Raw genomic sequence first — 14,785 nt, forward strand, 5'->3', positions numbered from 1 at the left:
TCGAAAATGCCGTCTTTTTGCCTATAAACGGCCATTTTCCGCGTTAGAAATCCCAGTCAATCTCGTGATTGACTTCAATCGCACGAGATTGACTTGCGGTTTCTTCCTTGAAATTGACCGCTTCTGGTCAAAAATCCATCATTTTCTCTATTTTCAAACAAGCCCCAGTAAAAGGTGCTCTAAAATTTCAGAAGATCGGAGTGTAGCATACTATGTGCGGTTTTGCAGGTTTTTTCAATACCTCGGCGGTTTCAAACCGGGAGGCGGTGATCCACGCCATGGCGGACAGGATCGTTCACCGGGGGCCGGACGACGCTCACTACTATGTGGACGAAGATATTTCCCTGGGCTTCCGGCGGCTTTCCATTATCGATCTCGCGGGCGGCAGACAGCCCATTCTCAATGAAAACGGCACCAAGGCCCTGCTGTTTAACGGAGAGATCTATAACTATCAGGCTCTTCGGGAGGATTTGATCGACAAGGGGCACAGCTTTACAACAAAAGCTGATTCTGAAGTGATTCTTCACGGCTATGAGGAATACGGAAAAGAAATTCTGCAAAAGCTTCGGGGCATGTTCGCCTTTGTCATTTGGGACAAGGCGGAGAAAAAACTTTTCGGCGCCCGGGATATTTTCGGCATCAAGCCCTTCTACTACTACAAAGATGGCAAGGAATTTCTTTTCGGCTCTGAGATCAAGAGCTTCCTCTCCCACCCCGGCTTTCAAAAGGAGCTGCGGGAGGAAAAGATCCCGGAGTATCTTTCTTACGAATACCTTCCCGATGAGGAAACGATCTTCAAGAACGTGTATAAGCTGCCCGGCGCCCATTGCTTCACTTATCAAAACGGGGAAATGCAGATCGAGCGGTACTACCGTATCCAGTACCGGGCGGAAGAGGACAGATCCCTGGAATACTGGGAGCAGGAGATCACAAGGGAATTCACAGAATCGGTGGCCATGCACCAGATCAGCGATGTGGAGGTGGGCTGCTTCCTTTCCTCCGGCGTGGATTCCAGCTACGTGGTGAAGGAAATTTCCAAGGGAACCAAAAAAGTAAAAACCTTCTCCGTAGGCTATGAGGAGGAAAAATACAGCGAGCTGCCCTATGCCCAGGATTTTTCCAGCGTGGTGGGCGTACCCAATATCAGCAATAAGGTTTCTGCCGATGAATTCTTCGACGCTATGCCGGAAATTCAGTATTTTATGGACGAGCCCCTGCCCAACCCTTCGGAGATCCCCCTGTATTTTCTGGCAAAGAACGCCAGGAAATATGTGAAGGTGGTGCTTTCCGGCGAGGGCGCGGACGAGCTGTTCGGCGGCTACCCCATGTACCTGCAGGGCGGCCATTTCGCCGAATACACCAGGAAGGTGCCCCGTCCTCTGCGGAAAATGGCGGGCGCCGTGGCGGGAAAGCTGCCGGAATTCAAGGGCAAGCATTTCCTGGTGCGGGGGGCCATGGAGCCCTGGCAGCGGTTTATGCGGGCAAACTATGTGTTTACCGATAGCCGGGAGCGCCAGAAATACCTGAAGCGCCCTATCACCTCCAAGCTGCCGGAGGAATACAGCAAGCGCTATTTCGACGAGGTGCGGGACCTGGACGAGCCCACCCAGCTGCAATACGTGGATATGCACACCTGGATGATCTATGATATCCTTTTGAAGGCAGACCGCATGAGCATGGCCAATTCTCTGGAGCTGCGAGTGCCCTTCCTGGATAAAAAAATGCTGGAGCTTTCCACCCGCATTCCCACCCGCTTCCGGGCGGACTGCAAAACGGAAACCACCAAAAAGGCATTGCGAAGCGCCGCTATCAAGCAGCTGCCGGAACGCACGGCCAACAAAAAGAAGCTGGGCTTCCCGGTTCCCCTTTCCGACTGGCTGCGGGAGGAGAAATATTACAACAAGGTAAAGGAAGCCTTCCAAAGCGAGATCGCCGAAAAGTTCTTCGTTACAAAAGAGCTGATGAAGCTTTTGGACGACCACAAGGAAGGAAAAGCCCTGAATATGCAGAAGATCTGGTCCTTCTACACTTTTATTGTGTGGTACGAGCAGTTCTTTGTAAAAAATTAACGCAAAAAGCAAAACAGCCTTGGAGCTTATTGCTCCAAGGCTGTTTTGCTTTTCTGTGGTTCGCTGTAAATAGCTATGCTAAAAAGGGAGACAATGGGAAATTAGCAATGAAGAGAAAAGTACAGAATACGCCAAATTGTAGTTTACGGCGAGGCGCCGTGGCCACTCGTGTCCCCGCTTGGTACAGAAGTTTGGTTTCTGACTCGACCGGAAGATAAGATGGCAAATTGCAGTTTAACGCTAGCCCTTGGCTTTCTCGCCTGTCGGCTCGGTTGCTGTGTGCCATCGGGACGCGCTCACCCCTGAATAGGGGAAGAAGGTTGCTTTGCAGCCTTCTGGGACCACCGTCAGGTGGTGGAGAGGTTCCAGCTCGCTGGAAATCCGCATAAAACCAGTATTTTCTACTCTTCTGTCAGAACCCCTCAGTCACGGCTTTGCCGTGACTGCTTTCTACGCTTCGCTCCGGTTGATGTGCCTCAGTGGGGGGAAGGTCTCCAGTGGAGAACTCAGCTGTCGCTTCAGACATTGCTGGACGTGCCCCACTGGGGCACAGCAACCGCTCTGACCCGTTCTCGTTTGTCAACTCGGTCGTTGCTGGACGTGTGCCGATGGGACGCTGGTGCGAACCGACCGAGCCGACAGGCGAGAAAGGCAAGGAGTTACTACTATTCATTAGTCCGCTAAATTGGAATTTGGCATGTTAGTTGCGAGTGGTTAGTTGTTAGAAAAGGAAAAGACCCTACTTTCTGTCATCCTGAACGAAGTGAAGGATCTCGTCCTTTAGCCTTTTATTCGGAAAATTAAGGGCGAGATCCTTCGTCATTTTGTTCCTCAGGATGACAATGAGGGAGCCGCCTTTCTCTATCGACTAACGGCTAATATGTAACCTATAATTTAGCGGTTACTCGCTCACTTCTCTCCTGTCATTCTGAGCGGAGGGAAGAATCTCGTTTTTTAGTGGTTAGTTGTTAGAAAGGGAAAAGACCTACTTTCTGTCATCCTGAACGAAGTGAAGGATCTCGTCCTTTAGCCTTTTATTCGGAAAATTAAGGACGAGATCCTTCGTCATTATACTCCTCAGGATGATAGGGGGAACTGCTTGAGAAACCTATATAACTTTCCAAGAGTTTCCTTCTTTGCTTTACATCAGCAGGGATCCTTCCCTGCTTCCCATTGTTGTTTCACCTATTCCAGCTCGAAAGCGCCGGTGTAAAGCTGATAGTATTTTCCCTTCTGGGCGATCAGCTCGCTGTGGTTGCCGCGCTCGATAATGCGGCCCAGCTCCAGCACCAGAATGCTGTCGGAATTCTGCACGGTGGAAAGCCGATGGGCGATCACAAATACCGTGCGACCCTGCATCAGGCCGTCCATACCCTGCTGTACCAACCGCTCCGTGCGGGTATCAATGGAGGAGGTGGCTTCGTCCAAAATCATGACCGGCGGGTCGGCCACCGCAGCTCTGGCAATGCTCAAAAGTTGCCGCTGGCCCTGGGAAAGTCCACTGCCGTCTCCTGTAAGCACCGTATCATAACCCTCGGGCAGACGCCGGATAAAGCTGTCGGCATTGGCAAGCTTTGCCGCCGCTATTACTTCTTCCTCTGTAGCATCCAGCTTGCCATAGCGGATATTCTCCCGCACCGTGCCGGTAAACAGATTCACGTCCTGCAATACAATGCCGAGAGACCGGCGCAGATCCGGCTTTTTGATCTTGTTGATATTGATGCCATCGTACCGGATCTTGCCGTCGGCGATATCGTAAAACCGGTTGATGAGGTTTGTGATGGTGGTTTTTCCCGCGCCGGTAGCGCCCACAAAGGCGATCTTCTTACCGGGCTCGGCATCGATGGAGATATCGTGCAGCACCAGCTTTTCCGGATCGTACCCGAAGTCCACACCATGAAGCTCCACTCTGCCGGTAAGTCGGGTATAGGTAACGGTGCCATCGCCATGGGGGTGCTTCCAGGCCCACAGGCCGGTGCGCTTTTCGCTTTCCACCAGTTCCCCGTTTTCCTCCCTGGCGTTTACCAGAGTCACATAGCCCTCGTCCTGCTCCGGTTCCTCGTCCATGAGGGCAAACACTCTTTCCGCGCCGGCTAAGGCCATCACGATCATGTTAAACTGCTGGGAAACCTGGCTGATTGGCATGGTGAAGCTGCGGCTCAGCTGTAAAAATGCCGCGATGCCGCCCAGTGTCAGGCCGCCAATGCCGGAAAGGGCCAGGGCGCCGCCTGCCACGGCGATAAGCACATACTGCAAATGGCCCAGGTTGCCCATCACGGGCCCCATGATATTGGAATAGATATTGGCGGCGGTGGCCTCGTCCCGCAGGGTGGTATTGAGCTTATCAAATTCTTCCTTGGCCTTTTCCTCGTGGCAGAACACCTTTACCACCTTCTGCCCCGATACCATCTCTTCAATGTAGCCGTTTACCACACCCAAAGACTTCTGCTGCCGCACAAAATATTTTCCGCTGCGGCTGCCGATGATCCTGGTCAGAACCAGCATCACCGCTACAAAAGCCAGCACCAATGCTGTCAGCGCGATACTGGTGGTGACCATCGCCACGAACACGGAAATAATGGTGATCAGCGAGGAAAAAAGCTGGGGAATGCTTTGAGAGATCAGCTGCCGCATGGTATCAGTATCGTTGGTGTAGCAGCTCATGGTGTCGCCGTGGGTATGCGTGTCAAAATACCGAATGGGCAGGGCCTGCATATGGGAGAACATATCGTCCCGAATGTCCTTCAGTACGCCCTGAGAAACAGTGGCCATCAGCCAGCTTTGCAAAAACGCCGAAAGAATACCGGAAAGATAGATCAGACCCATAATGCCGATAGCCTTGAAAAGCCCGGTAAACACCGGGTTTTCCATGCCCAGCAGCGGCGTGATGTAATCATCGATAAGCGTTTGCAGAAACATGGAGCCTATCACGCTTACGATAGAGCTGATCAGAATGCAAACCAGCACGATAAGAAACCGAAGGCGGTTCATGCCCCTGATATATCCTAAAATTCGTCCAATGGTCTTCGTGGGGTTCTTGGCCCTTTTTCCCTTGGCAAAGGCCGCTCCCCCGGGGTGTCTGGGTCCTGGCATACTTATTCCTCCCCTTTCTGCTGAGATTCATATACTTCCCGATAGATCGGGCTCTTCTCCATCAGCTCCTCATGGGTGCCGATATCCATGATCTTACCACCGTCCAGCACGATGATCTGATCCGCATCCTGCACGGAGGAGACCCGCTGGGCGATAATGATCTTTGTGGTGCCGGGAATCTCCTCCCGGAAGGCCTGGCGGATCAAAGCGTCGGTGTGGGTATCCACCGCGCTGGTGGAATCGTCCAGAATCAACACCTTGGGCTTTTTCAGCAGCGCCCTGGCAATACAGAGCCGCTGCTTCTGGCCGCCGGAAACATTGGCGCCTCCCTGCTCGATATGGGTATCGTACCCCTCCGGGAATTCCCGGATAAAGGAATCGGCCTGGCTGAGCTTACAGACATGCTCCAGCTCCTCGTCAGTGGCGTTTTCGTTGCCCCAGCGCAGGTTTTCCTTGATGGTGCCGGAGAACAGCTCGTTCTTTTGCAGCACCATGGCCACCTCTTCTCGCAGGGCTTCCAGGTTATAATCCCGCACGTCCTCGCCGCCTACCAGCACATGGCCCTCGGCAGCATCGTACAAACGGGGGATCAGCTGCACCAGGCTGCTTTTACCGGAGCCGGTGCCGCCCAAAATACCCACCGTCTGCCCGGAGGGTATGTTCAAATTGATATCGGAAAGGCAAAGCTCCCCGCTTTTCTTATAGCGGAAGCCCACGTTTTCAAACACCACGGAGCCGTCCTTCACCTCGGTCAGGTTCTTTTTCCCGTCGGTGATATCGGGCTGTTCGTCCAGAATTTCCACAATACGCCTGGCGGAAGCCTGAGACATGATGGTCATCACAAAGATCATGGAAAGCATCATCAGGCTCATCAGGATCTGAGAGGCGTAGGAGATCATGCTCATCAGTTGGCCGGTGGTCATGCTGTTCCCCACGATCAGCTTCGCGCCGAACCAGGAGATCAGCAGAATACAGCCGTACATACAGAACTGCATCAAAGGAGAGGTAAAGGCCAGAATCTTTTCCGCCAGGGTGGAATCCTTCCGGATATCCTCAGAAGCGGTACAGAACTTTTCCTTCTCGTGCTCCTCCCGGACAAAGGCCTTCACCACCCGAATGCCCCGCAGATTTTCCTGCACCACGGTATTGAGCTTATCATAGCGCTTGAACATTCTTTCAAATACCGGATAGGCCTTGCTGGAAAACAGCAGCATACCGCCGCCCAGAATGGGAATCGCGGCAAGGAAGATCCAGGAAAGAGTGGGGTTCAGGCTGAACGCCATCACCAGGGCGAACACCAGCATCATAGGGGCCCGCACCGCAATGCGGATCACCATTTGAAAGGCGTTCTGCACATTGGTCACGTCTGTTGTCAAGCGGGTAACGATGCTGCCGGTGGAAAATTTATCGATATTGGAAAAGGAAAAGCGCTGTACATTATAGTACATATCCTTCCGCAGATTAGAGGCATACCCGGCAGAGGCCTTTGCAGCGCTTCGCCCGGAAAGCACGCCGAAGGCAAGGGAGATCACGGCGCAAAGGGCCAGGGCCGCGCCCATTTTTACGATATAGCCCATGTCCCCCGCCTCGATGCCCAGATCGATCAAATTCGCCATCAGCAGCGGGATCACCACCTCCATCACCACCTCCAGTGTGACAAAAAGCGGTGATAGAATGGCATCTTTCTTGTATTGCCGGATCGCTCCGGCCAGTTTTTTAATCATCGCAGGATCCTCCTTTTCCCAGCTTTTCCGGAAGCTCAGATTCTAAATTAGCCCTAATCTTCCCACAGATCTCCAGAAAGGTTCGTTTCTCTTCTTCAGAAAGACCCCTGGAAATGCTTTCTTCCGTTTTCTGAATTCCGTTCATAATGCTTTCGTGCAGGGCAACGGCTTTGGGAGTCAGGGTAATTTTTTTCAGCCGGGCATCGCTTTCCACCGAGCTGCGGGTCACCAGCCCCTTCTTCTCCATCAGCTGCAGCAGCCCCGTTACCGTGGAACGGCGAATGGAAAACGCCTCTTGCAGATCCCTTTGAAAAATATCCTGCTCCCGATGGTGGTACAAATAGCCGATGATCCAGCCGTGAAAGCCGCTTCCCGGCTTTTCTCCGTTTTCCGGGCTTTCCGCCCCCTGGAACGCCAACCGGTCCGTCTGCCGCTTGATCAGCTTTGACAAAGTGCGGATCTGAAAACCGATCTCTTCCGTTTGGCTCATGCCTTATTTCTCCTTTCCCTCAAAATGTTCGCCTTTGTACTGTTTGTTCACGTACTGTTCATAACCGTACTGTTAGGTCACGAACATTATATGCCTGGTTTTTCCTTTTGTCAATACTTTTTTGAAGGCGGTTGCACCGATGGCACTCGTGAAGCTGCTTGGTGCGGGAGGGAAGTTTTCGCCCCGACCAAAAGTAAGCAGATAAATTGGAATTTAGAGGTTGCTCGCTCGCTTCCCTCTGTCATCCTGAGCGAAGCGAAGGATCTCGTCCTTTGCCCTTTTACTCAGGAAGTAAGGACGAGATTCTTCGTCGCTATGCTCCTCAGAATGACAAGAGAGAACTAGCTGCTAAACTATAATTTAGCGGTTACCCACCTGCTTTCCTTCTGTCATTACTGAGCAAAAATCAAGGAGAGCCTTGCTTTCTCGGTGAAAGATCTCGTTCTTCGGCTCTTTTTGAAAGGCTTTCAGGGCGAGATTCTTCGTCAAGAAAGCTATAGCTTTCTGTGTTACTCAGAATGACAAAGGAGAGGGCTTGTTCTTCTCTAACGACTAACAACTAACATCTAAAGGAGCAAACCCTCTGCCGGATACCCGGCAGAGGGTTTTTGCTGCTAAAACGGATCACGCTTTATGCGAAATCGTTTGGGAAGGGAGCCTGCCTGGAACTCTGTGCAGGGCTCCCAGTAGGTTCGCAGCGCTTGCCGGTAATGATGAAGCAGGCAATGGCCCCAGGCGCATGGTTGGTATATTGCGGGCCCCATTCGCACATAATGCTGCTGAAAGAATTTGCATTTTTTGCAGCAGGGAAGCGCGGGATCTGTTACTGTTTTTCGTTTCATATTGCCACCGCTTTTCAAAAAAATTCCTTATGTTTGGCATTTTCTATTTTACTATATCGGTATTACCGATATATGTCAATATCGGAATCGCCGATATTTTATAATCGCCCTGAGGTGATTTTGTGCAGTTTCCAAGAATTCGGGATTTAAGAGAAGATCACGATCTGAAACAGGTCGATCTGGCTGCTTACCTCCATGTGGGGCAAGCCACTTATTCCGACTATGAGACTGGGAAGATCACGGTTCCCATAGAGATTCTGATAAAGCTTGCACAGTTTTATCACGTTTCTCTAGATTATCTTACAGGCCTTTCCGAACAGAAGCGACACTGAAAACGCTCTCCGCACGTTCACGGAGAGCGTTTTCTTTTCTCAATAAATGTCCTATGGGCCTTTTTGAAAGGCTTTCAGGGCGAGATTCTTCGTAAAGAAGCGAAGCTTCTTTTCCTCAGTAATGACAGATAGGGGCTATCTGCTAAATTGGAATTTAGCAGCCCTTTGCCTCCCCTTGCAAGCAAGGGGAGGTGGCATGCGTAAGCATGACGGAAGGGATCGGGCTTGCGCGGAAAGCGGCATCAAATCGCTGGCTTCCGATCCCCTCAGTCAGCCTTCGGCTGACAGCTCCCCTTATAAATAAGGGGAGCCAAGAGTAACTGCTAAACTATCATTTAGCGGTTATCCGCTCACTTTCCGTCTGTCATTACTGAACAGAAAGAAAGGAAACCTTGCTTTCTCGGTGAAGAATCTCGTCTTTTGCCCCTTTCCCCTGGAATTAAGGGCAAGATTCTTCGTCACTTCATTTCTCAGAATGACAAAAAGGTGGAGGCTTGGTCTTTTCTAACGACTAACTACTAACAGCTAACAACTAAAACAGCAGATCGTAATTGACAGGCGTATAAAACAGACGCTGAATTTCCCGAGGCTCCCCGGTCTGTCCCAAAACCCACATCAGCTTTGTGACGGTGGATTCCAGAGTCATATCGTAGGTTTCCAGCAGGCGGTAGCGCTCTTTTAAGCGGTGGCCTACCTGGTACACGGAAAGGTCGCTGCCCTCCTGGGGCACCTGGGTGGCCATGACCACGGTTTTTCCGGTTTGCACCAGAGAATCCAGCTCCGCGAGATAGCAATCTGGAATTCCGCCAACGCCGTAGCTTTCAATGATCAGCCCGTCACAGAGTTTTCCCGCGGCGGAAAGAACGCCTGAAGGCAGGCCGGGAATCAGCTTTAAGAGCACCACATTGGTATTGAGGCTGTGGGTAAACACCGGCTTTCCCTCTTCCTCACAGGGAATGAACCTGACCACCCGCTGATCCCGGACCTCTGCCAGATCAGGAAAATTGATGCTGGAAAAGGCGTTGTAGCTTTTGGTGCGGGTCTTTCTTGCCCTGGTTCCCGCGATCACATGGCCGCCAAACACGATGCACACGCCGCTGTCCCGGTCACAGGCCACCCGCAGGCTGTCTAAAAGATTCTGCCGGGCATCGGTATCCTCCCGGTCAATGGGCTTCTGGGCTCCGGTGAGCACAATGGGCTTTCTGGTATGGCGGATCAAATAGGAAAGGGCCGCAGCGGTATAGGCCAGGGTATCTGTGCCGTGGCAGATCACAAAGCCGTCGTATCCCGCATAATTTTTCTCAATGATCCCTGTCAGCAGCAGCCAGTGCTCCGGGGCGATGTTGGTGCTGTCCAGATTCAAGGGCTGCGTGGTTTCCACCCGGCAGAAGGAGGCGGCGTCCGGCACATGGCGCAGCAGCTCTTCCGGAGAAAGGCCGGGCGCCAGGCCGCTTTCCGTATTGCGGGAGGCGATGGTGCCGCCGGTGGCGATCAGCAAAATCCGCTTCATTGCAGCCGCCCCGCCAACAGTTCTACCACCTTCTCCTTTTCCTCCGCGGTGTAGGTATCGGACACCATTCCCATCACAAAGCCGCGAAGCAGCTCTTTGGGATCTTTTCCTTCCAAAAGCGCGCCGGTATCACCGGACAGATCTGTTCCCCAGCGCTTCAGCTGGGCTTCCACCGCGTCGGCCACACGCCGGGCACCGTCTCCGCTGTGGCAGTCCGCCTCTTCCGGCGGCATGGCGTTGATGCCCTGAGATTTCCAGTAAGGCTCCCAGGCATGAAGGCGGGCCTTGAAATTCTCAAAGTCCTTTTCCCTCGTCCAGGCGTTTTCCGCCAGGGCCGCCATGCGGGGGAAGATCATTTCCTCCAGGCGCTGGGGCGTTTCCACGTATTCCGTCCACAGGGGGGCCTCCAGCCCCAGCACCTGTGCCGCCGGGATCTCCTGCCCGGGAACGATGGAGGGCTCATAGCCATAGGTAGCGCGCAGGGTCACCAGGGCGGGATCGTAATCAAAATAGAAGGAGCTCACGTTGGAGAAAATGAATTTCCTCCCTTTCGGCACCTCCCTGGCGGAGGCCTCCGCACCCTGGGGCGTCCAGAACTGAGCAATAGCGTCGGAACGCATGGTGCCGGAATTCAAAATTTCATTCCAGCCGATCACGGCCTTGCCCCTTTTGGCAAGATGATCCGCCAGTCTTACGGTAAACAGCGCCTGAAGCTCTTCTTCGTTTTGCAGGCCGTGCTGTTTCATTTCCGCCTGGCAGCGGGGGCACTTTTCCCATTCGCTCTTGGGGGCCTCGTCGCCGCCAATATGGAAATACGGGGCGGGGAACAAGGCGCACACCTCGTCCAACAGCTCATAGAGAAATTCATAGACCTTTTCGTTTCCCCCGCAGAGGATCTGGGGGAAGATCCCGGCGGTACATACCACCTCGGCAGGCTCCCCGGAGCAGCTCAATTCGGGATACGCCGCAATGATGGCCGTGGTGTGGCCGGGCAGATCGATCTCCGGGATCACCTGGATCTGGCGTTCGCCGGCATAGCTGACGATCTCCCGGATCTCCTCCTGGGTATAATAACCGCCGTACTGTTTGCCGTTTTCCATTCTCCAGGAGCCCACCTCATTGAGCTTCGGGAACTTTTTGCTTTCAAAGCGGAAGCCCTGGTCCTCGCTCAAATGCCAATGGAAGGTATTGAGCTTCAGCCGGGCCATTTGGTCCAACACCTTTTTCAGCTCCTCCACCGGGAAGAAATGGCGGCACACGTCCAGCATAAAGCCCCGGTAGCCATAGCGGGGCGCGTCCTGATACGTACCGCAGGGCAGGGTGTTCTCCCCCTCCTCTAAAAGCTGGAACAGGGTTTGCAGGCCGTAAAAAGCGCCGTGCTCATCGGCGTGGGAAAGCACGATCTCTTCCGGCTCCACGCGGAGAGCATAGCCCTCGGCGGGAAGGGAAGTTTCCTTCTCAAAGCGCAGCAGGGCGGGCTCCTCCGCCTTCAGAGGAAAGAGCCCCGCACAGGCGCATTCCCCGCTGTAAGCCAGCGGCAGCACTACCTTACAGAAATCCTTCGTGACAGAAACAGGCCCGTTGCATTTTGGAATGAGATTCATACCATAAACTCCTTTGCATGACAGCCCTCAAAAGACTGTAACGCTGTATTTTCTTCAGTATAGCAGAGCGCCCGGCAAAGCACAAGAGAATTTGGCTTTGCCGGGCGAAATATTGTTTTCTTTTACGTGAGCTCTTTAGACTGCCGGGAGGCGCGGTAGGCCTCGTAGCCGCCGGGAAAGCTTTCCAACCGCCGGTTTTGCAGCGCGACGACCCGGGAAGCGGTTTTCTCCACAAAATATCTGTCGTGGGAGATAAACAGCAGGGTGCCGGTGTAATCCAGCAGAGCTTCCTCCAGCATTTCTCTGGTTTCGATATCAATGTGGTTGGTGGGTTCGTCCAGAATGAGAAGGTTCACCTGCCGCTGCAAAAGGATCGCCAGCTTCAAAAGCACCTTTTCCCCGCCGGAAAGGGCGGTCACCCGTTTGAACACGTTTTCCCCCACAAAGAAATACCTTGCCAGAAGGCTTCTGGCCTGGCCCTCTCCGGAAACGCATTCCCGGCGAAAGGCCTCCAGCACGGTATCTGTTTCCACCGGAAAACGGATCTCCTGGGGGATATAGCCCAGCTGCACGCTGGGGTTCAGAAAAATCTCTCCGGAAAAGCCGGAAAGCTCCCCCAGCACGGCGCGGATCAAGGAGGTTTTTCCCGTGCCGTTATCTCCCATGAGACATACCTTTTCCTTTTCCCGCAGCAGCAGAGAGGCGTGCTCCAGCAGAACCGTGTCCTGCCCGAAGCTCAGAGAAAGATCCTCCAGCCGCAGCACCTCTGAGCCGGTGCGCTCTCCGCCGAAGCTGATGGGCACCTTGGGCTTCGTAAGCTGGGGACGCTCCAGCACCTCCATTTTTTCCAGCCGCTTTTCCAGCTCATGCTGTTTGCGGAAGAATTTTGGGTTATCGCTTCGAACGCCCCACTCATGAAAACGCTTGATAGCCGCTTTCATGGCCTCTATCTTTTTCTGCTGGTTCTTATACTGCTCAAATTCCAGCAGCATCAGCCGCTCCTGCTCCTTCACGCTGAAGGAATAGTTTCCGGCAAAGCTCGTGCACTGTCCCGCTTCCAAAATAAAGGTGCGGGTAGCCACCCGGTCCAGAAACCAGCGGTCGTGAGAAACCATGAGCACCGTGCCCCGGTATTTCGCGAGAAAGCCCTCGAACCATTCCAGCGTTTTCACGTCCAGGTGATTGGTGGGCTCGTCCAGCAGCAGGATATCGGGCTCCGGCAGCACGGCGGCCGCCAGATTTACCACCGTTTTCTGCCCGCCGCTGAGCACATTGTACTCCCGGCCGAGCAATTCCTGCAAACGAAAGCCCTGAATGATCTTCGCGGTGCGTTCCTCGATCTCATAGCCGCCCAGGGCGGTATACCGCTCCTGCACCTTGGCGTACCGCTCCAAAAGAGCCTCGTACTCCTCAGCGGGAGAGGCCATGCGGGCTTCCAGCGCCCGAAGCTCTTTTTCCATTTCCAGTGCCTCAGAAAAAGGCTCCAGCAATACCTCCCCCACGGTTTTTCCGGGCTCCCGAAGCCGGGGGATCTGCTCTAAAAAGCCCACTCGGGCGCCCCGGCGGATACTGACCTCGCCGGAATCGGGAACCTCCTCGCCGGAAATCAGCTTCAGGATCGTGGATTTCCCCGTGCCGTTGCGCCCTACAATAGCGGCCCGCTCCCCGGTCAGCACCTCCAGACAGGCTCCGTTCAGTATTTTCTTAAATCCGAAATTTTTAACGATTCGATTCATTCCTATTTCTATCATGGTCTTTGCTCCTTTCGTTTATGAAAAATAACCTGTTTTCATAAACCTGACCATGCGGAATAGGAGTAGGCGATCCGAAAATCGCTCCGTACAATGGATCAGCCTGCAAATTTAATCCGCATCCATCAGGTTTGTACGGAGCACATCGGAACCGACTCTGAAATAGAATCTACCCTGTTTTTCCAGAACCATTTGTACCACCTCCTTTCCGAAACGGCACAGGGCCGATCATTTTCCCAGAATTTCCTTGGTAAGCGCTTCTCTGACGATCAGGCAAAGATAGGGCTTGCCGAAATGCGCCTCGATCTCCGCATAGCCGCTTTCCCCAAAATATTCCGTCAGATCCGCATCTGTGGGCCTTACGTCCATATCCTCGGACAAGGCCTGAAGAACCAGGCTTCCCCTGGCGTTAGCTTCCAGCTGGCTTTGGTTCTTTTCCAGCAGCTCGTCCATGCTTTCCACCTGAAGATACTGGCTTAAAAGCGTGTCCAGATCCACGCCGTACTGCGCGGCCTGTTCCGCATAGTACGATTTCATATATTCCGTGTAAAAATTCTGAATGGCCGCCGGAACCTCACTGATCTTCGCCTGGGCCTGGATCTCCTGCCAGAGATACTCGGAAACCGCCTCCACACGCAAATCCTCTTCCACGCCCTGCTTCGCTTCCGCCACAGTGGACCAGCCGTCGCTTTCCTTCCAGTTCTCCGCCACAAAAGCATCGGTAAGTTCCGGCGTTTTTGTGACCTGGATATAATTGATGGTGGTGGAGAACACCGCGTCTTTGCCGTTCACGTTCTCCTCGCCGTAATCCTCCGGGAAGGTCACATTTACATCAAAGGTTTCGCCGGGCATATGGCCCACCAGCTGCTCCAGAAAATCATCGATATAATTCGTCACGCCGATGGTGACGGTGGCGCCGTTTCCCATGGTGTTACCGCCCTGGAATTCCACGCCGTCAATAGTGCCCACATAGTCGATATTCACGGTATCGTTGCTTTCTACCGCCCGGTCTGTGATCTGCTCTATCGTGCCGTATTTTTCCAGCATGCCGTTCAGCTGGCTTTCCACATCTACCGGGGCCACCGTGGAGATCTCTTCCGGAACCGCCATGGTTTTATAATCCGGCAGGGTCACGTAGCTGAGAGCGGTTACGCCCTCAAAATAGCCCTCCGCCGTAAGCCCGGCGCTGTAGGAGCTGTCACTGATATTTGTTTGGGAAGAAGCGGCGCCGCTGCTTCCCGTTTGAGAAGAAACAGCTGAGGACGGCTTTTCCTCCTTTTTGGAGCAGCCTGTAAAAGCCGCGCCCAGCACGGCGGCGGCCAGAAAAAGGGCCAGCCAATTTCTTTTTTTATCGCTTTGCATTGTAACAA

Annotated in this window: 9 protein-coding genes; 2 read left to right on the forward strand and 7 right to left on the reverse strand. The window is 53.4% G+C overall.

The annotated features are described in order from the left end of the window. The first annotated feature begins 212 nt into the window (after positions 1-212). Positions 213-2,069 carry an asparagine synthase (glutamine-hydrolyzing) gene (asnB, locus tag U8T64_RS04195; RefSeq protein ID WP_322181246.1) on the forward strand — a complete coding sequence of 619 codons (1,857 nt, stop codon included), beginning with the start codon at positions 213-215 and terminating at the stop codon, positions 2,067-2,069. Positions 2,070-3,254: 1,185 nt separating this feature from the next. Here asnB and U8T64_RS04200 read toward each other — a convergent pair. From U8T64_RS04200 to U8T64_RS04210, 3 genes are read right to left on the reverse strand one after another with little or no spacing between them, the layout of a single operon-like run. After that, positions 3,255-5,162: an ABC transporter ATP-binding protein gene (locus U8T64_RS04200; RefSeq protein WP_322181248.1), complete on the reverse strand. Its 1,908-nt coding sequence runs from the start codon at positions 5,160-5,162 to the stop codon at positions 3,255-3,257. 2 nt (positions 5,163-5,164) lie between these two features. Further along, entirely contained in the window at positions 5,165-6,886 is a 1,722-nt protein-coding gene (locus U8T64_RS04205) for an ABC transporter ATP-binding protein (RefSeq protein ID WP_322181250.1), read from the reverse strand. Next, positions 6,879-7,376: a MarR family winged helix-turn-helix transcriptional regulator gene (locus U8T64_RS04210; protein WP_322181252.1), complete on the reverse strand. Its 498-nt coding sequence runs from the start codon at positions 7,374-7,376 to the stop codon at positions 6,879-6,881. Before U8T64_RS04210 ends, U8T64_RS04205 begins: the two co-directional genes overlap by 8 nt. Before the next feature lie 964 nt (positions 7,377-8,340). Here U8T64_RS04210 and U8T64_RS04215 point away from each other — a divergent pair. Beyond that, positions 8,341-8,550, forward strand: coding sequence for a helix-turn-helix domain-containing protein (locus tag U8T64_RS04215; protein ID WP_322181254.1), 210 nt, complete (start codon positions 8,341-8,343; stop codon positions 8,548-8,550). Between the two features lie 532 nt (positions 8,551-9,082). Here U8T64_RS04215 and U8T64_RS04220 read toward each other — a convergent pair. The 4 genes from U8T64_RS04220 to U8T64_RS04235 form a co-directional block, all read right to left on the reverse strand. Next, positions 9,083-10,060: an asparaginase gene (locus tag U8T64_RS04220; protein WP_322181256.1), complete on the reverse strand. Its 978-nt coding sequence runs from the start codon at positions 10,058-10,060 to the stop codon at positions 9,083-9,085. Then, a complete protein-coding gene (locus U8T64_RS04225; protein ID WP_322181258.1) occupies positions 10,057-11,664 on the reverse strand; it encodes a beta-N-acetylhexosaminidase in 1,608 nt (535 codons plus the stop codon). The genes U8T64_RS04220 and U8T64_RS04225 overlap by 4 nt, the downstream gene beginning before the upstream one ends. 122 nt (positions 11,665-11,786) lie before the next feature. Further along, on the reverse strand, positions 11,787-13,415 hold the full coding sequence (gene abc-f / locus U8T64_RS04230) for a ribosomal protection-like ABC-F family protein (RefSeq protein WP_322181259.1): 1,629 nt from the start codon (positions 13,413-13,415) through the stop codon (positions 11,787-11,789). Between the two features lie 228 nt (positions 13,416-13,643). Next, entirely contained in the window at positions 13,644-14,777 is a 1,134-nt protein-coding gene (locus U8T64_RS04235; RefSeq protein ID WP_322181261.1) for an FKBP-type peptidyl-prolyl cis-trans isomerase, read from the reverse strand. Positions 14,778-14,785: the final 8 nt, after the last annotated feature.

This window comes from Neglectibacter caecimuris (assembly GCF_034335015.1).
GTDB lineage: Bacteria > Bacillota > Clostridia > Oscillospirales > Acutalibacteraceae > Acutalibacter > Acutalibacter caecimuris_A.

What these genes read in the sequence shown, in the direction of transcription:
- asnB (WP_322181246.1), top strand. Translation starts at nt 213, where the DNA reads ATGTGCGGTTTTGCAGGTTTTTTCAATACCTCGGCGGTTTCAAACCGG.
- U8T64_RS04200 (WP_322181248.1), bottom strand. Translation starts at nt 5,162, where the DNA reads ATGCCAGGACCCAGACACCCCGGGGGAGCGGCCTTTGCCAAGGGAAAA.
- U8T64_RS04205 (WP_322181250.1), bottom strand. Translation starts at nt 6,886, where the DNA reads ATGATTAAAAAACTGGCCGGAGCGATCCGGCAATACAAGAAAGATGCC.
- U8T64_RS04210 (WP_322181252.1), bottom strand. Translation starts at nt 7,376, where the DNA reads ATGAGCCAAACGGAAGAGATCGGTTTTCAGATCCGCACTTTGTCAAAG.
- U8T64_RS04220 (WP_322181256.1), bottom strand. Translation starts at nt 10,060, where the DNA reads ATGAAGCGGATTTTGCTGATCGCCACCGGCGGCACCATCGCCTCCCGC.
- U8T64_RS04225 (WP_322181258.1), bottom strand. Translation starts at nt 11,664, where the DNA reads ATGAATCTCATTCCAAAATGCAACGGGCCTGTTTCTGTCACGAAGGAT.
- abc-f (WP_322181259.1), bottom strand. Translation starts at nt 13,415, where the DNA reads ATGATAGAAATAGGAATGAATCGAATCGTTAAAAATTTCGGATTTAAG.
- U8T64_RS04235 (WP_322181261.1), bottom strand. Translation starts at nt 14,777, where the DNA reads ATGCAAAGCGATAAAAAAAGAAATTGGCTGGCCCTTTTTCTGGCCGCC.